This window comes from Actinoplanes aureus (assembly GCF_015704865.1).
Classification (GTDB): Bacteria; Actinomycetota; Actinomycetes; order Mycobacteriales; family Micromonosporaceae; genus Actinoplanes; species Actinoplanes aureus.
The window spans coordinates 244,845-265,855 of the sequence record NZ_JADQTO010000014.1; the positions used below are offsets into that span (position 1 = coordinate 244,845).

The following is a 21,011-nucleotide window of genomic DNA, read 5'->3' on the forward strand; positions in this document are numbered from 1 at the left end:
GAGCGACCACGGAGCGACGGGATGCGCCAAGCCGCCCAATAGGCCGTTGCGCTGCGCGACGAGCGGATCGCGGCTACTTGAGGTCGTGCGTCTACCCAAGCGATCGGCATCAGGAGTAGAACCCCGTCCAGTACGACTCGGGGCCGACCGTGAAGTCCTCCGGCCGATTCTCGCGTAGCCAGCGGTAGCGCTCAGCAAACTCGTCGAGGGCCGAAGGGATGCCACACTCGCGAGCGCGTCGAATGGCCTGCAATCCATGGATGATCCGGTTCTGGACGATGTGATCGTCGACCTCGTGCCAGGCATCCACAGGAACATGATGCCAAAGCGGCCCGTACCCGCGAGTCGCGGCCAGGAGAGGCCGTCCCGGAGCAGACAGAGCAGCGCGGACTGCGGTATGAGAGAACGTAGCGCCAGGCCCGAAAGGGGCATGCTCTACCGTGATGCAGTGTTCGTAGAGCATCGAGGATTGTCATGACAGACGAACTGGTCTGGCCGCTTGAGAAACTGTCTGCCCTACGGCTCGGCCGACGTCTGGCGGTTGAGGCGCCTGCCACAGGCTCGGAACGGCGCGCGTTCGTCGACATCACACCGGGCGCGGTCGAACGGGACGCAGAGGCTCTCCGCGAGGGGTGGACCCAAAGAAGCACCGCGCGGTCTTTCCGAGTCGAGCATCGGGAGTACGACGCCGAGCTGCTTGACGGTTTCGACTACGACGTTGGGGCGACGCTACTGCGCAGTGCCGACGCAGCCAACGAGTTGGAGCTACTGACCGTTCTGCGTGAGTGGCAGCTCAGCCCGCACCAGTTCCAGTACGCCTGGGACACCTCCGACCCTCAATAGCTCGGTCACTCTTGTAGCCAGCCGCTAGGCGCGGATTGCGGCATGAGCGGATGTCCAGGGGGTGGCGATGGATTCGTCCTGCCGCTCAGCGATGCTGAATCTCATGGAGGACACGCAGTCGGCCGAGGGTGAGGCGAAGGTCATCACGCTCTGCGGCTCGACCAAGTTCGAGGCTGAGTTCGCGGAGGTCAACCGGAGGCTCACCATGGAAGGTTGCGTCGTGATCAGCCTGGGAATGTTCCGCCTCCCCGATCTGCCGGACTACGACTGGACAGCCGACAGCTCGGCCCTGAAGGCGGGACTCGGCGGCGTGCACTTCCAAAAGATCCGCATGGCTGGCGAGGTGTACATCGTGGATCCGGGCGGCTACATAGGTGAGTCAACCCGACGGGAGATCGCCTACGCGGAGTCGCTCGGCAAGCCGATTCGGTATCTGAGTCGCGAGCGCTTGGCGCGAACGGGAGACGGCCCCCAAAAGTGAGACCGACGGGGCGGGCCGCTCATCGGCAGAGTCTGCCGGAGATCGTTTAGGCCCGCGCGGAGCGTGACTGCCGCCCTAGCCACGAGCACGGACGGCGGCAGAAGTGCGTGCTTCCCCGATTGATCCGGACTTGCCCGCATGTGGCGCACTGCCGGCCTAGATCTTCAAGATTTGGGCGACGGGGAATTTGATCGACGTTGGGTAGCGTCTGCCGCCATGAGTGTTGTCAACCGCCGTACGCGCGCCGGCGCGAACACCGATCCGGCCCGATGGTGGTTCGTGGCGGGTCGCCTCGTGCTTTTGGCGTGCGCGGCTGCGTCAGCAGCGGCGTGGGCGCTCGGTATGACCGTGCTTCAGCCGCTGAGCGAGCCGACGGGCCCGGACGCCTTCGCCGAGAACAACACATACTGGGCTCGGGAGCTGCGCTGGGGTGCGCTGGGGTGCGCTGATCGCCTTGCTTCTGGTGTTGGTCCTGCTGGCACGTGGTGGCCGCTGGACCACCTGGGGCGTGCTGGTTAGTGGCTGCGCCTGGCTGGCGGTCGACGTCGGCCTCGACCGGATTGACTACGTTTCCGACAGCGCAGAGCTCGGGATCGGTGCGGCCGCGGCAGCGCTGATCTGTTGTGCCGTCGTGATGGCTGTCCCGGCAGTGCCTCGTCCGAACGCGTTGCTCGCTGTGGCGATGGTGGCTGCCATCGCATCCGGGATGGCGACGGCCACCGAGTCGCCAACCGACGTCGAGCCCGCACTCAACACGGGCAGTGCCGCAGTCGGTGCTCTGCTGGCGCTGGTCGCTGCCGCTGCCGCCGTGCAGGCGGCTGGTCCGGCCGACCGGCCAAGTGTTCGCACGACGGTTACGGTCGGCATCCTTGCTCCGGCGACGCCCTGGCTGCTGCGTCATATCTGGCCGCAACCGAGCGGGGCCCGATCGCTCGCAACGTTCGCGTTCACCGTCCTGCTGGTGGTCGTCGTCGTCGCGCTCGCCAGGACCCGTCCTGGTTCTCGGCAACACCGCTACAGCTATGGCATGGTGGCGGCCGTTGTCGTTGTCGCGCTGCCGGTGATGCTGTGGCCGCTCGCACTGCTCGCGCTCGTCGTGCAGATCGGCAGACCGTTCACCGAACTCGCCGCCAACACACCGATCCACAGCGCGGACGCAGATGCCCTGATGATCGTTCTAGCAATCCCGATGGGACTGATCCTCGCCCGTACGCTGCGGAACTTCGTGTTGACCAGTCGACCGGCGCACCGGGTCGGGATCCCCGCAGGGGATGATGCCGAGTACCGCGCGGCCTAGTTGATCCGCTGGTCTGCGACCGGCACGAGGTGATCCACTGTGGCGCCACCAGACCCCTTGGCTCTCACTTCGGCAAGATCAGCTACGTGCTCGTCGGCAACAGCATGCGTCGGAGCTATCGCGGGCTGCACGGAGGGTGACAGCCGCGCTGGCTACCGAACACGGACGGCGGCAGGTCAGCGCGTCTGATCTATCGAGTATTACTGAATCCACATCATGCTCCTTACCGCGTTACTTCTAGGGATCTCCGGCACGGATGTGGCCGTGATCCGAGCAAATGCCAGTAGGACAGCGAAGGAACAGGCGAGCAGGACTGTCAGCAGTCGATCCGACGGCTCGAAATCTGTGCCCAGCATAGGAAATGCCGCGGAGCCAAGCCCGACCAGAACAACAACACCGAGCACGAGCGCGGCGGGAAGAGCGGAGCCCAACGAATGCAGAAGGAGCCGTCTGAGTCGCCTCCGCACCCGGACCGCCGCAACAGAGCAGACAAAAAGTCCAAGGGTGAGGCCCGCGCCGACGAGGACTGGCGGCATCGCCGGTGAACCGTCCGGGCAGTCCGAGCCGCAACGATTGCTGATCGCCGCCGCTGCGCTCATGCTCTGATAGCAGAGAACCCAGACCGGCCCGATGATGCTGACGATGTACTTTCCCGTTCTGGCGGCTGTCGTAAGCGTCGAGTGCTGCAGAAATAGGAGGGTGAGTGCGTGGAACAGGAGGAGTATCGACATCCCGAACGGCAGACCATAGATCACTGACGCAAGCGACGACGCCCCGGTCGGGCTGGGAGCTCCGGCGAGCATCGCATAGAGGAACGAGCAGAGGATCAGCGCGATGATGGCGCCGGCCAAGGTCACCACTGCCCGGTCGTTGAGGCCATCTACGTTCTTCCGCTCGCCGACCGAGAGATAGATCAACGCTGCCGCAAAGGCAATGCTCGCCAGAACGCCGGCGAGTTGGGAATAAAATCCCGCCGTGATTCCCCCATCAAACGTTTGCGCTCCGGCGTTCCACATGGACGACCTCCGCCTCATCTGAGTCGGCTGGAGGCTAGCAACCAAACCCAAATGAGTGACTGTCTTGACGCACTCACATCGGCATGACAGTGAGAGTGGTGTTTCGGCGTAGTCGACTCGTCGGCTTGCATGATCTCGGGGTCCTGGCCCATGGGAAGCACGGCGCTGACCCGACCACATCGTTGGGCTCGGCCGAGGTACCGGCGGTGTGGGGGAGCAACAGGCTCCACGCCGGTCATGATGTTCGCCCTGGTCAGAGGCCGTCCTCAGCGATGGCGGGGAGCACCGCCACGATGAAATCGGGCTGTTAGGGGTAGGCGGTGCGGGGCTGCTCTCACAACAGGCGATCGGGTGGGGAGCAGGCGGGGTTGAAATTAGCAGCGTCGAACAGCGCCGAACGGCGTTCAGCAGCGTCGGGCGACGGCGACTGAGCAGGACTGATCTGTGTTTTTGCTGGTCAGTGACTTGATCGGGCTACGTGCTTCAGGAGTGGTCAAGCCAGACTGGGCGTATCGAGTCTGGTGTTGAGGCAAGCGGCGAACCAGACTTTTGTTCCTTTCGGGGCCGGCGCGGCCGAGGGCAGTGTGAGACCGCGACGACTTGATAGCAGCGCGACGTCCTCTGGGGCTCAAGGTTTGACGGCGTCGAAGGCCTGCGCTGAAGTACCGCCGTCAGGGTGTGTGCACGAACGCTCGGGACCGAACCACGTCGACGGCGACGTCGAAGAGCTCCGCGGTGGTGCTCGCGAGCCGTTCGCCACCCCACTGCACGGCGAGTTCGTAGTCGACGCCGCGATCGGTCAACCCGGTGGCTTCCAGCACCTTGATGGAGCTAGCCCTAACCTGTTCGGAAAGTGCGTCTAAGTCTCGGATGAGCCATCGGCCGCCGGCCGCCTGGGTCGCGTCAGTTTTCCGCTCCGACCAGAACCGGGCCGCGTCGTCCGCCTTGCTCCACCAACCGAACAGGACATGCCCCCGCAGCAGGATCAGCAACGGGTGGACCCCGATGCGCTCCGCGCAGCCGGCGAGCAGCAAGACGAGGTCGAGGCAGGTGCCGACCTTCTGTTCCAGGATCTCGCGGGGAGAGCGGATCCACTGACCGGATGCCGAGAGTAGTCCGGGCGGTCGCAGCGAACCGCCCGGCGGGGATGCGTAGTTGATCCGTCGGTTGCGGAGCCTCGTATACACGGCCTTGATCTGCAGCTCGACGTCGGCGACATCGGACGATCTTCCGTAGCCCTTGAAACTCTTGACGTTGGTACTCAGCGTGGCCAGCGTCTTCTGGGCCTCTCTCATCACCGAGATGACGCCCGGGTCGAACGGCCGGACGTAGGCAGGGATGTAGGGCCACGCCTCTTCGGTGTCCACCCATTCGTTCGGCGCCAGCCACCGCACCGGCCTGGTCGTGTGGGACAACCGCTGCCCACCTTGCGCGACGAGCACTGTAACGTTGATCCAGCACCGGCCACGTCCGCGGCGAACAAGCTCGTCCAGCTGCGGGAACCGCCAACCGGTGACGTCCATCCGGTTGATGCCGGCCCGCAGATTTGTGTGGTGACGCACGACGGAGCTGCCGTCCCCGGTCTCGACCAGCGCCTCGATCGAGACATCCGGTACGTCGGTCGAGGAGCGGACAGCTAGCGCCTCAACGACGTTCCTGCCGTTGACGGCGAACGCGGCGTTCATGATCGGCGGTACGACCAGGCGCAGCGTGACTGCGGCCGGAGAAGGCTCCGCCGGTGGGCGAGGTGCCGATTCCGACCGTCTCGTGGCGCGGCCGACGTCCGGCGGCCACGAGTTGCGCAGGGTCAGCGTTCGCGCGTCTGGGTGGGGCAACCAGAGTGTCGGCAGTGAGAGGACCGGGCCGGATTCGAGGACGATCCGCTGAAACGACGCCACGGCCTCGACGATGGGGTGGCCGGCGACGAGCTGCGCGTACACATGAGCGGCGAGGTCGGCTGCGGCCGGGCCGGACACAGGCCCGTACCACCCGGCAATCACGGCGCCGGTGCGGCCACAGACGTCAGCAGCCATCGCGCCTCCGGTAGCGGCCCCGTTGAGCAGGATGAACCTGACACTTCCCGCGCCGGCGGCCAAGGCGCCGCCGAGTTTCTCGGACGAGATCCACCGGGTGCGGTCACCGTCGCGGACCGCCACCCGGAGGCTCTCCCGCCGCCAGTGACGGGTCCGCGGCAGGCTCAGGTGCACCGCCGCGGGCAGGTGTTGCCGCAGCCGGTCCGGAATTTGTTTGAACGGCTGGTCCACGATCGGGACCGTCCCGATTCCCGGCCGGTGCAGCATGCTGTGCAGCAGGGACAGTTCATGTCGCAGGTGGGCGTCGGTCGCGCCGTCCGGCGAGGACCAGGCAGCGAGAATTATCTCGTAGTCGCCGCGGCGGGCGAACGGGTGCTCCACCGGCGGCGTGTGCACCCGCGCCACCGCGACGTTGTCGAGTTCCAGCGCGGTCACCAGCAGTTCCCACGGCAGTTCGGCGAGTTCCGGCATGCCGGCCTCGACGCATAGCAGGGCAGCGCCGTCCGACGAGCCGGCCCAGCGAGCCAGTGCCAGCGCGACGCCGAGCGGGACCCGCCGCGCCCAGGCACGCACGACCGCATCGGTTACGCTCCGGTCGAACCACAGGACGCTGTCGATGTCGATCGTCAGGCCAAGGCGCTCCAGGTCTGCGTCGGACGTCTGCTCGATCGGTGGCTCGCCGTCGGCCCGGAACCGCCACTGGAGCTGATCACCGGACCTTGTAATTGCGAGAACGGCCGGCGAGGTATCGAGTGATCGCATTCGGCCACGGCCCGTAAGCGCGTTCTAGCGATCGGCGGGTGGAATAGGACGCGGCCGTTCCGGAGGGTCGTCGCGGCGCTCCGGGTTGTCGGTGATCGGCCAGGACGGCTCCGGCGGTGGCGGTGGCGGTTCGGGGGCGTCCGGCTTGTCAGGTTCTCTAGCAACCATGGTCACCTCGTAAACAGGGCGGAGAGGAGAAGTCCGAACTCGGCCGTCAGCAACACTGCAGCACCACTGAACATCCACTGTAGCCGGGCGAGGATTCGGCCATTGCCTTGCTTGAATCGCTCGAGGTCAAGTGCCAAATGACGCCGCATCGAGTCGAGATCGTGACCGTCGCCCACGGCCTGAAGCAGTGCGGACACCTTGGGGGTAAATCTCCACCGGAACAGCGGTGCGGTGATGAGAAGGGTCAGCAGCAAGGTGCCCGCCAGCGCCACAATGGCGAGTTGGGTCAGTGCCCCGGGCCGGACACCGTCGGACAGCAGCGGGGCACCCATCAGTGCGCCGACGAGCGCGGCGGCGGACAGCAGGACCGTCGCACGTGAACGCAGGTGGTCCAGCACCGCCTGCTGCTCGGTCAACGCCCGGAGCGCCTCGGAGAGCACCAGCTCTAGCCGCTCGTCGCTGTCGGCCACCTCATCACCTCGGTGGCCGCTTGACGACGCGCATCCCCGCGATACCGACCGGCCTGATCACTATAATTGGGTCCTGGAGGCTGCCCTCCCAGGCGATCTCGTACTGATCCGGCTCACCCGGCAAGTCCATGACCTGGATAAGTCCGGCAAGCAACTCCGAGATCGGAGTGGCCGGATTGATCTCGATCACCCACTCGTCCACATGGGCGCCGTTGCGGTAGTGCACGGGAACTTCCCTGAGCGCCACGCCCACCTCCGACACGAGAGCCTGCCGCCATTTTCGACCGTCACCTGCGCCGGATCAAGCAACGGCATGCTTAGCGGTTGAATCCATTACCGTTCGCCGGCCGGTACGGGCGATCGGCCAGCTGCCCCGCATCCCCACCGACTCCGAGCGACACGATCGTCGCCGGGCACGGTCCTCAGCCCCTTAAACCATCGGAGGCTTGATGGCCGCCTGGTTGCTGGGCATCGCCGGAAGCCTGTACTACATACCAACACCGTGGCCGCGGCGCAACGGCGTCTCACTGCCGTCTTAGCTACACTCCGCCTCCATGACGACGATCTACACAACCCGGGAGTGGAACGGCCACGGGAAGCAGAACTACTACTGGAACGAGTACCGGCTCGAAGGTGACACCGTCGTCAAGTACAAGTGCCACAGGCAGAAGTTCTTCGATGGCAATGAAAACACCTGGCAACAGGACGAGAGGGTCGTGGAGTCGTGGGGGGTTGACGATCCGAGCATTCCCGACTGGCTCAAGCAGTATCTATGATCGCGCGCCCTCGATCCAATAGTGCTCTTGCGCTTCCAGGGACAGCCGCAGGCTACAGGCAGGTTCACAGGTATTTACCAGTACGGCCAGCATGACCAGTATCGAGGCGCACTCACATCGGCAGATCAGATGACATGCACCGGCCGGTCGCGGTCGGTGAGTTGAGTCGAGATGTACGCCGTTCGGGTCCTTGACCGTCGGCGTGGTCGGGGGGCCTCCTCAGCTCAGACGCAGGTTTCTGCGTTGGACATCGATGGTCACGGAGCTTGAGGAGGTCCCGAATGTCGATCATAGGCGGCTTGGACATCCACCGGAAGCAGCTGACATTCGACTGGGTCGACGAGCAGAACGGGAAATGGGAACGCGGCCGGATCACTCCGGCCGACCGGGAGCATCTGGCCGGCTGGCTGACCCGCTTCGACCCGACGGTGCACGGGTCGGTGGCGTTCGCGCTGGAGGGCTGCACCGGCTGGCGTTACATCGCCGAGGAGATGGCCAAGGCCGGCGTGACCGCGCATCTGGCCGAGCCGGCCGACACGTCCGTGCTGCGCGGCCCGAAACGGCGGGCCAAGACCGACAAGGCCGACGCGAGGCTGCTGCGGGAACTGCTCGCCGCTGGCCGGCTGCCGGAGTGCTACATCCCGCCGCCGGAAGTCCTGGAATGGCGGGCGATGCTGGAGCTCTACCAAGATTTGCGAACCCAGCACACCGGCTGGGCGCAACGCATCCAGTCGGTCTGTTTCCATCAGGGCACGACCGCGCCGGGGCAGGCCGGGATCGGGTCCGGCTCCGCGCGATCGTCGACGAACAACTGTCGATCTCCGGCCGGCTGCAGGTCAACACCGCTCTGGCGCTCATGGACGTCCTCGCCGAGCACCTCGAGCGGCTGCGCCGCAGGCTGCTGTCGACCGCCCGAGGGCTCAAGGGTGCCCGGGCATTGATGCACGACATCTACGGCGTCGGCCCGCTCAGCTCGCTGGCGCTGTGCGCCTGGCTCGGCGGCACCGACCGGTTCTCCTCCTCGCGGAAGGCGGTCCGGTTCGTCGGCCTGGACATCACCGTGCACTCCTCCGACGGCAAACGCAGCCCCGGCCGGCTCTCCCGGCAAGGCCCCGAAGTGCTGCGCTGGCTGCTATTCGAAGCCGCGAAGACCTCCGCCCGCGCCTGCGCACCCGGCTACGGCTACTACACCCAGGTCAAGGACCGCTACGACGCGAACCGCGCCTGCCTATCCCAGGCCCGCCGCATCGTCCGGCACGCCACCCACATCCTGACCGACCTCGGCGACGACGCGTTCACCATCGTCGCCCAACCCGCAGCACCCACCACCATCGCCCACTAACGAGCACGGGATGGATCCGGCGAGGACCGGCCAGCCCGACCTCACGATGACGGGTACCAACCGCGGCCAGCTCCCTCGATGCACTGTCAGACCGCACCACCACCGCCCCGCGCAGGCAGTGACCGCGGACGGCCTAGTCAGACTGAGCGGCCGCACCCCGGCGAGGGGTCACCCGATCAATCATCATGTCGCGGACACGAGTCTCGTCCGACGGCCATAGGTAAGTCTGGCTGCCACTTCGCCATCAACCGCACGAGCCCCCCGACTCGAGCGATCAAACCTCGACCCCGGAGCCGCGATTACCCAGATCCCCGATTCGAGATCCGTCACTCACCCCAAGCAGCGAGACGGCATCACGCTGCCCGAACCACCCCAAACAGCAACGAAAATCCCCCTGGACCACCGGCACCTCATGCAGGTAAGTGCGCCAGCAACACTCGACGGTGGTGGAGGATCCGCCACTTGCGGCGTCCAGGTCGGCGATGGCGATCACGACGCCGGGATGGCGACCGTGTCCGTACAACGACGGACTCGGGAGGACACGGTGCCGACATCAGGGTTGTTCAAGCAGTGCGGGTGCCGGGATGCGGCGACCGGGAAGCGGCTGCTGCGCCGGTGTGCCCGGCTGACGGAGCGGGGGCACGGCAGCTGGTACTACCGCTGCTACGTCCGTGATCTGTGGGGCAAGGCCCGGCAGGTCAGCCGCGGCGGCTTCTCCTCGCAGGCCGCCGCCCGCCATGCCCGTGTCGAGGTGTTGGGCGAGTCGTGGGAGCAGCTCGCCAGCCGTACCTGGACGATCGCGCAATGGCTGCGGTACTGGCTGACCACCCGCCGCTCGATCCGCCCGACCACGCTGCGGGTCTACACCCAGCACGTCGAGACCTATCTGATCCCCGGCATCGGCACCCTGCGGCTGAACGAACTGACCGGCCGCCACCTGACCGCCCTGTTCACTGACCTCGCCGCCGGCACCACCCCCGCCGGCCGGCCCCGTTCGGCCGCCACCCTGCACCGCGTCCGGGCCACCCTGCGGGCCGCCTACAACGCGGCCATCCGCGACGGCCTGGTCACCGCCAACCCGGCCCGGCACGTCGAGATGCCACCGGCGCGCCGGCCACACGCCACCGTCTGGACCGACAGTCGTGTGGCCCGCTGGGAGGAGGACGGCACCCGGCCCGCCGTCGCGGTCTGGACCACCGAACAGGTCACCCGGTTCCTGGACAGCGTCGCCGACGACCCGCTGTACCCGCTGTGGTGGCTGATCGCGCTACGTGGGTTACGCCGCGGCGAGGCCGCCGGACTGCGGTGGAGCGACATCGACCTGGACCGGCGGCAGCTCACCATCACCAGTCAGCGCACCACTCTCGGCTACCAGGTCCTCGAGGGACCACCCAAGTCCGCGGCCAGCCGCCGCACCGTCGCCCTCGACCGGCAGACCGTCACCGTGCTGCGCGCGCACTTACGCCGACAACGCGCCGCGTATCTGGCCGCCGGCCGCACCTGGCCACCCTTCGGCTACGTGTTCACTCGGCCAGACGGGCAGCCGTATCACCCGAACTACTTCACCCACCGCCTGCACTACCTGATCGGCCGCACCGATCTGCCGCCGGTGCGGCTGCACGACCTACGCCACGGCGCGGCCAGCCTCGCGCACACCGCCGGCGCGGATTTGAAGACCGTCCAGGACCAGCTCGGCCATGCCAGCATCGTGCTGACCGCCGACACCTACACCAGTGTGCTGCCCGTCGCTCACCACCGGGCCGCCGAGGCCACCGCCCGGCTGGTCTTGACCACCGCAAGACGCACCCGAGCCAAGATCACCTGCAAAAGCCGGCACCGCACACCGGGCCTCAGCACGCCCGCGTCCACCACCCCGACACCGGCCAACCCACCGGATACCCGCAGAAATGCAGGTCAGCGTCGTAGCCGACGCCGACGACGGGCGTGAGCGCCCTGGACGCGGCAAGCGTCCAGCGAGCTGCCATCCGCCACAGCAGACACTCCCGCGGCAGGAAGCCGCAGGTGAACCGGTGGGCCGCCTCGGATTCGAACCGAGAACCTATGGATTAAAATGCGGTGTCGTGCAGGGAGCACATCGCCGGCGGATGAGGACGTGGGCATTCTCATCCGCCAACACTTGTCGCGTGCATCTTCGATGCGGTGCTGGATACGACACGTAACTACACCGAGCGGTTCGCTTAACCCGGCGCAGCCGATCGCCAGCGTGACGCCTCATATGACCACCCCACTCCGGGTACATGGAGGGCCCGCTGCCGCAGATCGCGACGAGCAATGGACCGTCCAGCGGCTATCCTTCAGGGACGATGTCTGCACCGAAGGACGCCCGCGGTATTCCGCCGGAGCGCATCGCCGCGATGAGGGTCGTGCGGGACGCGGCGAGGCGGCACGTCGGCGATCGCCCAGGATTCGACTGCCTGCTAGGTTTCCTGACTTTTGAGCAGGCCGGGCGAGCCGATCCGGGGCTCTGCTGGTCACTCTTCCTGGAGCCCGCGGAGCTTTTGCGGCGTTTCACGGGCAGGTATGAGTCGGCGTACGCGAGGCGTCCTCTGGCGCTGTTTCTCCTGCGGCGAGGTATTCAGTCGCCCGACCGGGACACGTTGGTCTTGTCCTCTCGCATCCTCCAGCAGATCGAGACGATCCGAGCCGACAGGTCGTTGAGGTGGCCGTTCATCTTCCTTGACGCTAATGAGGATGGTGTAGCCGCCGCCATAGCTGTGCACAACGGGTTCTGGACGAGAGACTAGACGAATGAGCACTTCCTTCATTCTGTCTATCGGGGTAAATCTGTATCGATCGGCGGCTATCAAGGACCTGAGGTGGGCGGGTGCCGACGCGATCGCCTTCCACGACGCGGCAGTCCGAGGCCGCGAGGTCGGGTCGGTCCGATCGCGGTTGTTGGTCGACCAAGACGCCTCGACCGCGAACCTCCGAGAGTCGCTGGGAGGATGGCTTGCCGAGGCGGGACCGGAGGACAACGTAGTGGCGTTCTTCGCCGGACACGGGGCTCGTGAGTTGCTGCCCGACGGCGACCCCCATGCTGCACCCGAGGCCTATCTTTTACCCTCGGACGTTGACCTTGATCGTCTGTACTCAACAGGGTTCTCACTGAGCAGCGAGCTTCCGGTCGTTCGAAAGCGTATCCGAGCTCGCAACGTCACCCTCATCTTTGACTGCTGCCATGCCGGCGGGGGCGTGGGATTTGCCGACGGTACCCGCTCCCGTGGAATCGATGGCCCGCTCATCAGGCGCAGGCTAGCCCTGACAGACATCGGGTTCAACGTCGCCGTTTCGCTGCCCGGTGGAGGGCAGCACGAGATTGGCGACGGCTTCACGATCCTCATGGCTTGTGGCCCCCATCAGTCGGCCCTCGAACGAGACACGCTCGGCCACGGCATCTTCACCTACCACTTGCTACGCCTGCTCGCCGAGCGGAGGGACGGCGCACCGTCCGGTGTGCCGATCGGTGTCGGCTACACCCACTTGGCACAAGCGGTGTTGGGCGATACCAACGGGCAGCAACTGCCGATCCTGGAAGGGCGCCTCGCCGACCAACAGCTGTTCGTAGGGGGGTCAAAGGGCCGATGATCGCCAGCCAGTCGCTCTACAAGGTGCTCGCTGACACGCGTAGCGCCGACCAGGTAATTCGGTTGACCGCCGAAGCGGTGCCTACCGGCGCCGGAGGGCCGATCACTACAAATGACATATATCGGCATGAATGGACGCACTATTTACAGTTTAGTTCATTGCCGACTGGCGTGTTCCTATCACAATATCGCCGGAACTGTTTCACGAATCTGAAAAGCCTGCTACGTGATTCCGTCGATGTCGGCGGCCTGATGGCCGACTCGTATTTCGAGCAGTTCGCGACGCTCAAGGCCAGCTGGGAGGCGTGGCCCGCAGACTGGTACGCGGCCTACGCAAAGGCCGATACCCGCATTGCCCACGTTCACCTGGATCGCACCGGCACCTTACACGTGGAATTGGAAGGAATTGACTACACCGTCTCTCTCGGCTTAGGTTTGCACGCGATCTACGAGGCAATGGCATGGTGTGCGGCAGAAATGACGCACAATTTTAAGCGTGAGGTGCCGCAGACAGTCGACAGCCTCGTATACACCTGGCCACTGTGGGTACTCGCCGAAGCAACGGGGCGCGGAATCGGTGACTTACGCGACGAGGAGCTCATGTCCTTGATGCCGTTTCTCCTTCTCGCCGCCTGCTACGACCATCGGATTTTGCCGAAAGCCAAACGCCTGCCCAAGTCCTTTGCGAGCATGACCGCCGACCTGGCCCAGCGCGATGTCACCGCAGGCCGGCTCGCCTGGCAATTGTTCAACGACTACGAGCGCTTCTGGTCCCGAGCGATGACGGCAGCCAACTGCGACACGTATCTCAGTGAGATCGGCTTGCCGATTCTGCCTCGCCTTTTTGGCGAGACCATGGATGTTATCCGCCTAAGCCTCACCGAACACCAGCAATTTATGTCCACCCTTAACGACACGGCACTCGCGGATTTCACGCCATTGCTGCCCGACCTTCTGGCCGAAATCGATCTACTTGAGTCTAGCTTATCGAACATGGGCACCATGCTCACTAACGCGGATCGTGCGCTTCTCTCCCCTCTCATGCTAGAACAACAGATCACCCAACCGGTCTGCGCACTCGAGACGCCGCAGGGCTACGATTGGTTCACCATCCTTTATGAGGGCGACGGGCCAACCGAGAAGCAACGCTCAGAAAGCCGGGTAGTCCTTCGCCAGATGGCAGCCATCATGGAACATATGCTGACACAGCTAGCATTCGACAAACATATCGCCTGCTACGGCCAGCTAGATTGGCGTCGACCGATAAATTCATGCCCGGTCGCCGAGCGATGCATGGCGATCCCCCGAAAACGGGGAATTGAATTTTGCACCGACCAAGCCTGGCGAGAACGCGTAGGCGAGGTTATACCTAGCGTGTTCAATCACCATGGCGTAGAACCTCCGGAGGAGCTAATTCCGGGCATCAGCGCCGCAATCGTCGAGCACCAGACAGCGGCACGAGGCGAGGGCCCGCCTCTCGAACGGGTCAGCGTAGACCTTAAGGCACTGGGCTTGCAGCGCTACCTGTCCGAAACTTGAGATCCGTTGGTGCCATGTCGGCCGCCGACTGCGGGGAGAGCAGTTCAGCTACCGTGCGACCCGCAGCGCAAGGCCGCCCAAATCCGCGGCCAACCGCCGCACCATCGCCTTGACCGGCAGACCGTCACCATGCTGCGCGCCCACCTGCGCCGGCAGCGGGCCGCCTACCCGACCGCCGGCCTCGTCTGGGACTTCGGCTACGTGTGAACCCGCCGCATGACCGACAGGAAGTCATGCCTTGGTGACGCAACGAGGCGCGCAGTAGCGCTTCAGCTCGATCGCTGTCCTCGGGAGTCGGATCGTGGTCGGGCACCGTCGTGCCGGATCGCGAGCCGGCCGCCACGGCAGCAGAACAAATATCGACTGGCGAGCTCAGTCGGACCGGAAAGGCCGGGTAATCACCGACAGGGAATGCCTGTTCAGATCAACTTGGAGAAGCGCTCGAAGTATTCGGTCAGCTTCGTGATTACGCGCTCCTTCTTTGCGCCGAGATTGCCGTCCTTCGCGAAGCGCGAGACCGGCGGCAGGACCTGAGTGATCGCCGTTCCGTTGGTTGCGAGCGCGCCGTCGCGGAAGGCCGCTTGAATAAACGACTTCGTCTGCTCGGGTCGAAGTCGCTCGGCGTCGATGATCTCGGCTAGTTCAGCTTCTCGTCGTTGGGTGACGAAGACTCGCCAGTCGTCGTTGACGTCGCTGGTGACCGACATGGAGTCCACAAATTCCATGACGAGATCCTTCTTGTTTCGCAGCGATGGACTGGCATCGATGGCGTCCTCGATGGCGCGGAGCGGCATCCTGCCTTCCGTGTCCAGAGTCGCCCTGCCCTCGTCACGCCACCTCTGTATCAGCATCAGGATGTAGTCGAAATTGACCTCGACCTGCTTGATAAGCTCGATCTCAAAAATAACACCGTCGAGGAGCGACTCCCTCCCGCCGGTGTCTCGCTTGCGATGCTTCTCCCACAGTGCGTTGTAGACGCTCGTGTAGTTCTGCAGTTGCCTCTGTGGCAGCGACTCGTCATGAGCGAACTCGTCGAAGGAGGCCAGGATGTTGCGTAACCTGAGGATCCGGCCGAAGAGAACGACGAACGCCTTCTCTTGAGTTTCCCCGAATGGCTCCGCTCCGGGTGGGCATTGCTCCAGGAGTTGCTCAACCAGGCTGACGTACGCGGCATGATAGTGGGTGTACGGCTTTAGCAACACCACTTCGTTGGCCTCGGAGTTACCGAAGAGCACCAGGGCATCGTCGACAGCCTCCTCCAGGTTGCGGAAGCAGACGATGTTGCCGTAAGCCTTGACTGAGTTGAGGACCCGATTGGTACGGGAGAACGCTTGGATCAGCCCGTGGGACTTAAGGTTTTTGTCCACCCACAGCGTGTTCAATGTCGTTGCGTCGAACCCCGTCAGGAACATATTGACCACGATAACCAGATCGACGTCGCGATCCTTGACTCGGCGCGCAAGGTCCTTGTAGTAGTTCTCGAACTTCGCCGCCGAGGTGTCATACGTCGTGCCGAAGGCGGCGTTGTAGTCACTGATCGCGCGATCGAGGAAGTTGCGAGAGGACGCATCGAGCCGGTCCGCATCCATCGCCTCATCACCGAGGATGCCGCCGACCTCCTCGTCCTCGTTGACCGCGTAGCTAAAAATTGTGGCGATCTTCAGTAGCTGGTAGGACGGATCCGCGGCCACACGCTCGGTCTGCTGCCGAGCGAACTCGTCATAATAGATCTTCAACGCGGGGATTGACGCCGTTGCCAGCATCGAGTTGAAGCCACGTACCCGCTTTTCACCGAGGCTGTACCCGTGGGTACGCATGGTCTTGGTATCGAAGTGGTCGAGGATGTACGCGACGATCTTCCGGATTCGCTCGGGATGGCGCAGCAGTTCTTCGGTGTCGATACCGGCGACTTGCTTGTCCCCCACGTCGTCCGCCGCCCGCACGGTGTTTTGGTAGGAGACGCGGAAAGGTAACACGTTTCCGTCGTTGATCGCGTCCAGAATCGTGTAGCTGTGCAGTCGGTCGCCGAAGACCGTCTCGGTGGTGTGCGTTGTCGCCCCGCCGGCGTTCTGCGGGAAGATCGGGGTTCCAGTGAACCCGAAGAGGTGTGAGCGGCGGAACGCCTTGCGCACCGCGGTCCCCATATCCCCGAATTGGCTTCGGTGGCACTCGTCGAAGATCAACACCACGCGGCCCTTGGTGATCTCGTGGCCTTTGTTCTGATCGATGAACCGTGACAGCTTCTGGATCGTTGTGACAACGATCGAGGCGTTCTGGTCTTGGAGTTGCCGCTTGAGCTCCGCGGTCGAGCGTGATCCGTTGACCGAGTCCTTCTCGAAGCGGTTGTACTCCAGCATCGTCTGGTAGTCGAGATCTTTCCGGTCCACTACGAAGATGACCTTGTCGATGTCATCAATCTTCGACGCGAGCTGCGCGGTCTTGAACGATGTCAGCGTCTTTCCAGACCCGGTGGTATGCCAGATGTAGCCGCCGGCCTTTGGTCCCATCGCCTTCGCCGAGGACACCACTCGCCGCAGGATCCGCTCAGCCGCCACAATCTGGTAAGGCCGCATCACTAACAGGGTACGAGAGACATCGAAGACACAGTACTTCGTCAACACGTTCAGCAGCGTGTGCTTGGAAAAGAATGTCCGCGTAAACGCAGTGAGGTCGCCGATGCGCCGATTTTCCGCATCAGTCCACCACGAGGTGAACTCGAACGAATTCGATGCCTGCTTCCGCCTTCGCTTGCCGCCCTCGGACTCAGCCACCTTTCGGGCACGAGTCGTGTTCGCATAGTACTTGGTGTGCGTGCCGTTGGAGATCACGAAGATCTGGACATATTCGAACAGCCCGGCATCAGCCCAGAACGACTCCCGTTGGTAGCGGTTGATCTGATTGAACGCCTCCTTCAAGGGCACCCCACGCCGCTTTAGCTCGACATGCACCAGCGGCAGCCCGTTGACCAGGATCGTCACGTCATAGCGGTGCTTGCGAGGCCTCCCGGCACCCTCACCCACCGTCTCGTACTGGTTGATCACTTGGAGTCGGTTGGCATGGATGTTCGACTTGTCGATCAGCTTGATGTTCTTGCTAGTGCCGTCGTCACGCGCAAGAACCTGGATCCAGTCCTCATGGATGCGCGCCGCCTTCTCGACGATGCCCTCATTCCTCGAGGCAATCTTCGTGGCGAAAAACCATCTCCACTCGTCGTCGCTAAAGGCCACATTGTTCAAAAGCTCCAGCTGACGACGGAGGTTTACCTGCAAGTCAGTCGCCGATGCGATGCTAAGTCGCTCATATGCCTGCTGTCCCAGCAGCTCAATGAACTCGGCCTCAAGCTCCGCCTCGGACTGGTAACCCTGATCGACACCATCGTCCGGCTCGTACGCCGCAACGACCGTGGATTCGTCACTTATTGCGATCGGCTCATATCGCAGCGCCGAGTCCGGTGCCTCCACCCCGCCGCCCTGACTCATGCTAGCCGCTCCTCGAACGTCAGCAACTTGTCCCTGTAGTACTCGTACTGCTTCCGCCGAGCCTCGATCTCAGCTAGCAGATCCAACGTCAGATCGCTCGCTAACGCATCGAACCGGTCAAGGATCCGTACGATTTCGCTTTGAACCTCAGGTGGAGGAACCGGGATGGTGACCCTGCTCAGACCTCTGCTGGAGAGCCTCTTCACCTTGGCGCGGGCGACATGCTGCTCCTTCTCCGCATGGAAGGCGTTGGTCTGGAAATAGTACGAAACGTATGTTGGGTTGAGTTCGCTCCGGAACAGAAACGAGTCATCGTGGATCGCGACCTCTCCTTCGCCGAGCCATGCCACGGCCTTGCCCACGGCCTCGACCGTCTCTCCGACACCGGCGATGATCACGTCCCCTGGCAGGGCGTAACGCAACTGGTCACGGAGGTCCTCCCTCACATGCGAGACGGTCGCATGCGTGGACACGCCGTACGCTGTGTAGATCTCTCCGTAATGGATGCACGGGATGCCGACTTCTACAATGTCAGACTTGGTGAATCGGCGCCCTCGAGCGAACGTGCCGATCTCGCCGAGTCGCTTGATCGGGACCCCGTTCGGGCAGTGCTCGGCAAGCAGCCTGTGAATCTCGCTCATGACGCTGTTTCTCCATTCGACGGCATGTCTAGTGCCGTCACATTCCAGCCGAGTTCCTTGATTGCCCTTTTCATTTCCTGATCGTTGGCGACGTTCCGGATGATGCCGGTGACCAGGCTTCGGCAGGGCTCGTACTTTAGCAGGGCTACTTCTTCGCTTGAGTCGCCATGAACGATTTCACTTAACTCGCTAAATAATTTGTATCCATCGCTGGAAAATGCCAACGGAATGATGTGATGCTCCTCGTCGACCTCCTTCAGGAGTTTTCGAAATGACTTGCGATGGCCGTTATTCTCGGTGGTTGAAATTTGAGCGACGGCGGCGACTTGGTTTGTGAGCGCTTCGAAGATCTTTCGAAGATAGATCATGGCTCCGGCACCAAGCTGCTCCTCGTACGCAACCTGCGCACGCTCCAGCAGATCGTCGAAGCCGCCCGCTCCGACGCCGATTCGACTAGCCCTGTCGCGCCGGTTGTCCACGTAGCGCTCTAAGCGAACGATTGGCGCTTGCGCGTGCAGCTCATTCCTGGAGACAACGAGGAACCAAGCTTCTACGATCGACTCGCATGCTAGACACTTGAGGCATGCGTCGATGCTCACCACGCGATCGCCGACCCCCAGACAGGACAGCTTCTTACCCGACATGAACGTCCGAACAACTCCGCAGGTCTTGCACAGGAAGTTGAGGAAAACCTGACCGGCGTCAATCGTCTTGTGTTGTCCCCAACTCAAGCCACGGCCGTTGAGGAAGCCCTCAACCTGTGCCTCTTCTTTGGCGGGGGCTTTGGACAGCAGGTCACCGAGGCGCATCGTCGGATTCCAGGGCGGCGACAATGGCGTCTATTTGGGTGCGCAGACTGTATTGCCGGTCAACAATACGCGCGATTTCGGCGTTCAACGCCTTGATATCAGCCACTTCGCGGGTGTCTTTGGCTTGGACGTAGGAACTGACCGCGATGTTGTAGTTGTTGTCGCGGATAATCTCGTAGTCGACCAGGGTCGCGAAGTGGGGCAAGGCCTCGCGGTGGGTGAAGGCTTCCAAAATCTTGGCCTGGTTCACTCCGGTGAGCTTGTTCTTGTTGCCCTGCCTGGTGAACTCTGCTGAGGCGTCGATGAAGAGTACCCGGCTATCGACCTTCGACTTTTTCAGCACGATGATGCAAGTTGCGATCGTCACCCCGAAGAAGAGGTCCGGCGGGAGCTGGATGACGGTGTCGACGTAGTTGTTGTCGATGAGGTACTTGCGGATCTTCTGCTCCGCACCGCCGCGATAGAGCACACCGGGGAACTCGACGATCGCGGCTGTGCCGTTGACCGCCAACCACGAGAGCATGTGCATCGTGAACGCCAGGTCAGCTTTCGCCTTCGGCGCCAGCACACCGGCGGGGGCGTACCGCTCGTCGTTGATCAGCAGCGGGTTCGAGTCACCTTCCCAGCGCGTGGAGTAGGGCGGGTTGGAGACGATCGCCTCGAACGGCTCGTCATCCCAGTGGTACGGGTCGATCAGCGTGTCGCCGTGGGCGATGTCGAACTTCTCGTATGGGATGTCGTGCAGGAACATGTTAATCCGGCATAGGTTGTATGTGGTCAGGTTGATCTCTTGACCGAAGTAGCCCTGCCGGACCCCATTGGGGAGCACCTTCTTGAACTTCAGGAGCAGCGAACCTGAGCCGCAGGCGGGGTCGTAGACCTTGTTCACCTCGGTCTTGCCGACCACGGTGATCCTCGCGAGCAGCTCGGAAACCTCCTGCGGTGTGTAGTACTCCCCGCCAGACTTGCCGGCCGAGGACGCATACATCTGCATCAGGTACTCATATGCGTCACCGAACAGGTCGATGGTGTTCTCGTTGAACTCGTCGTTACCGAAGTTCAACGACCCGATTGCGTCGAGGAGCTTGACCAGCTTCTCGTTGCGCTTCGCGACGGTGGGGCCGAGCTTGCCGCTGTTGACGTCGAGGTCGGCGAAGAGGCCCTTGATGTCGTCCTCGGAAGCGGCGCCGACCGAGCTGGCTTCGATGTTGGTGAACACCCGCGTCAGAGTCTCGTTCAGATTCTCGTCCGTGCTGGCCCGCTCACGGACGTTAGCGAAGAGGTCCTGGGGGAGGATGAAGAAGCCCTTCTCCTTGACTGTCTCCTCGCGCCCGGCCTCTGCATCGGCGTTGGACAGGTAGCGGTAGTCGAAGTCCTCGACGCCTGCACGGCGCTCGGCCTCGTTGAGGTAGGCCGTCAGGTTCTCGGAAATGAACCGGTAGAACAGTATCCCTAGCACATACGCCTTGAAGTCCCAGCCATCCACGCTTCCACGCAGGTCGTTGGCGATCTTCCAGATCACGCGGTGAAGTTCAGCTCGCTCCCGCTCCTTCCTGCGGTCCTCAGCAGCGGTGGTCCAAGCCGGCTCAGTCGTCACAAGGTGAAGTATTACCAGAGCTCGCCGACATCTCGTGTTACCGATAGCTCTCGGCACGCTCGTGGACGCCTCTCAGTGAGGGTGCGCTGGTGTCGGCTCGGCCTGAAAACTGACCACGTGGTTCCGGGCGGATTCGAGCACTCGTCGCAACAG

Annotated in this window: 20 protein-coding genes; 10 read left to right on the top strand and 10 right to left on the bottom strand. The window is 63.4% G+C overall.

Annotation, left to right across the window (positions count from 1 at the left end; all coding sequences use genetic code 11):
• Window positions 1-109: 109 nt before the first annotated feature.
• Window positions 110-310 carry a hypothetical protein gene (locus I4J89_RS28295; protein WP_196417119.1) on the bottom strand — a complete coding sequence of 67 codons (201 nt, stop codon included), beginning with the start codon at window positions 308-310 and terminating at the stop codon, window positions 110-112.
• A 164-nt stretch (window positions 311-474) separates the two neighbouring features.
• On the opposite strand from I4J89_RS28295, the gene I4J89_RS28300 reads away from it, so the two are divergent.
• The 3 genes from I4J89_RS28300 (at window position 475) to I4J89_RS28310 (ending at window position 2,621) form a co-directional block, all read left to right on the top strand.
• A complete protein-coding gene (locus I4J89_RS28300) occupies window positions 475-843 on the top strand; it encodes a hypothetical protein (protein ID WP_196417120.1) in 369 nt (122 codons plus the stop codon).
• Between the two features lie 103 nt (window positions 844-946).
• Window positions 947-1,324, top strand: a complete 378-nt coding sequence (locus I4J89_RS28305) for a hypothetical protein (RefSeq protein ID WP_196417121.1) — start codon at window positions 947-949, stop codon at window positions 1,322-1,324.
• A gap of 430 nt (window positions 1,325-1,754) precedes the next feature.
• Complete coding sequence (locus I4J89_RS28310) at window positions 1,755-2,621, top strand: hypothetical protein (RefSeq protein WP_196417122.1); 867 nt, start codon at window positions 1,755-1,757, stop codon at window positions 2,619-2,621.
• A gap of 200 nt (window positions 2,622-2,821) precedes the next feature.
• On the opposite strand, the gene I4J89_RS28315 is transcribed toward I4J89_RS28310, so the two are convergent.
• The 4 genes from I4J89_RS28315 to I4J89_RS28330 form a co-directional block, all read right to left on the bottom strand.
• Window positions 2,822-3,637, bottom strand: a complete 816-nt coding sequence (locus I4J89_RS28315) for a hypothetical protein (protein ID WP_196417123.1) — start codon at window positions 3,635-3,637, stop codon at window positions 2,822-2,824.
• Window positions 3,638-4,308: 671 nt separating this feature from the next.
• Window positions 4,309-6,432, bottom strand: a complete 2,124-nt coding sequence (locus tag I4J89_RS28320) for a hypothetical protein (RefSeq protein ID WP_196417124.1) — start codon at window positions 6,430-6,432, stop codon at window positions 4,309-4,311.
• A 170-nt stretch (window positions 6,433-6,602) separates the two neighbouring features.
• Entirely contained in the window at window positions 6,603-7,070 is a 468-nt protein-coding gene (locus I4J89_RS28325) for a hypothetical protein (RefSeq protein ID WP_196417125.1), read from the bottom strand.
• Window positions 7,071-7,074: 4 nt separating this feature from the next.
• Entirely contained in the window at window positions 7,075-7,317 is a 243-nt protein-coding gene (locus I4J89_RS28330) for a hypothetical protein (protein ID WP_196417126.1), read from the bottom strand.
• A 307-nt stretch (window positions 7,318-7,624) separates the two neighbouring features.
• On the opposite strand from I4J89_RS28330, the gene I4J89_RS28335 reads away from it, so the two are divergent.
• From I4J89_RS28335 to I4J89_RS49915, 3 genes are all read left to right on the top strand, one after another.
• Entirely contained in the window at window positions 7,625-7,846 is a 222-nt protein-coding gene (locus I4J89_RS28335) for a hypothetical protein (protein ID WP_196417127.1), read from the top strand.
• A gap of 281 nt (window positions 7,847-8,127) precedes the next feature.
• The gene (locus I4J89_RS49910; RefSeq protein ID WP_230859698.1) at window positions 8,128-8,787 is read left to right on the top strand and encodes an IS110 family transposase; all 660 of its coding nucleotides are present in this window, start codon (window positions 8,128-8,130) and stop codon (window positions 8,785-8,787) included.
• Window positions 8,787-9,188, top strand: coding sequence for a transposase (locus I4J89_RS49915; protein WP_230859699.1), 402 nt, complete (start codon window positions 8,787-8,789; stop codon window positions 9,186-9,188). The genes I4J89_RS49910 and I4J89_RS49915 overlap by 1 nt, the downstream gene beginning before the upstream one ends.
• A 274-nt stretch (window positions 9,189-9,462) precedes the next feature.
• Here the strand turns inward: I4J89_RS49915 and I4J89_RS28345 are convergent, their stop codons facing one another.
• Entirely contained in the window at window positions 9,463-9,681 is a 219-nt protein-coding gene (locus tag I4J89_RS28345) for a hypothetical protein (protein WP_196417128.1), read from the bottom strand.
• 51 nt (window positions 9,682-9,732) lie between these two features.
• Between I4J89_RS28345 and I4J89_RS28350 the strand changes: the two genes are divergently transcribed.
• The 4 genes from I4J89_RS28350 to I4J89_RS28365 all read left to right on the top strand — a co-directional run bounded on the left by I4J89_RS28350 (window position 9,733) and on the right by I4J89_RS28365 (window position 14,332).
• Window positions 9,733-11,136, top strand: a complete 1,404-nt coding sequence (locus I4J89_RS28350; RefSeq protein ID WP_196417129.1) for a tyrosine-type recombinase/integrase — start codon at window positions 9,733-9,735, stop codon at window positions 11,134-11,136.
• 376 nt (window positions 11,137-11,512) lie between these two features.
• A complete protein-coding gene (locus tag I4J89_RS28355; RefSeq protein WP_196417130.1) occupies window positions 11,513-11,953 on the top strand; it encodes a hypothetical protein in 441 nt (146 codons plus the stop codon).
• 4 nt (window positions 11,954-11,957) lie between these two features.
• Window positions 11,958-12,794 carry a caspase family protein gene (locus tag I4J89_RS28360; protein WP_196417131.1) on the top strand — a complete coding sequence of 279 codons (837 nt, stop codon included), beginning with the start codon at window positions 11,958-11,960 and terminating at the stop codon, window positions 12,792-12,794.
• Complete coding sequence (locus tag I4J89_RS28365; protein WP_196417132.1) at window positions 12,791-14,332, top strand: hypothetical protein; 1,542 nt, start codon at window positions 12,791-12,793, stop codon at window positions 14,330-14,332. Before I4J89_RS28360 ends, I4J89_RS28365 begins: the two co-directional genes overlap by 4 nt.
• Window positions 14,333-14,751: 419 nt before the next feature.
• On the opposite strand, the gene I4J89_RS28370 is transcribed toward I4J89_RS28365, so the two are convergent.
• From I4J89_RS28370 to I4J89_RS28385, 4 genes are read right to left on the bottom strand one after another with little or no spacing between them, the layout of a single operon-like run.
• Complete coding sequence (locus tag I4J89_RS28370; protein ID WP_196417133.1) at window positions 14,752-17,811, bottom strand: type I restriction endonuclease subunit R; 3,060 nt, start codon at window positions 17,809-17,811, stop codon at window positions 14,752-14,754.
• The gene (locus I4J89_RS28375) at window positions 17,808-18,452 is read right to left on the bottom strand and encodes a restriction endonuclease subunit S (protein WP_196417134.1); all 645 of its coding nucleotides are present in this window, start codon (window positions 18,450-18,452) and stop codon (window positions 17,808-17,810) included. Before I4J89_RS28375 ends, I4J89_RS28370 begins: the two co-directional genes overlap by 4 nt.
• The gene (locus I4J89_RS28380; RefSeq protein ID WP_196417135.1) at window positions 18,449-19,261 is read right to left on the bottom strand and encodes a hypothetical protein; all 813 of its coding nucleotides are present in this window, start codon (window positions 19,259-19,261) and stop codon (window positions 18,449-18,451) included. Before I4J89_RS28380 ends, I4J89_RS28375 begins: the two co-directional genes overlap by 4 nt.
• Window positions 19,248-20,858 carry a type I restriction-modification system subunit M gene (locus I4J89_RS28385; protein WP_196417136.1) on the bottom strand — a complete coding sequence of 537 codons (1,611 nt, stop codon included), beginning with the start codon at window positions 20,856-20,858 and terminating at the stop codon, window positions 19,248-19,250. Before I4J89_RS28385 ends, I4J89_RS28380 begins: the two co-directional genes overlap by 14 nt.
• Window positions 20,859-21,011 lie beyond the last annotated feature (153 nt).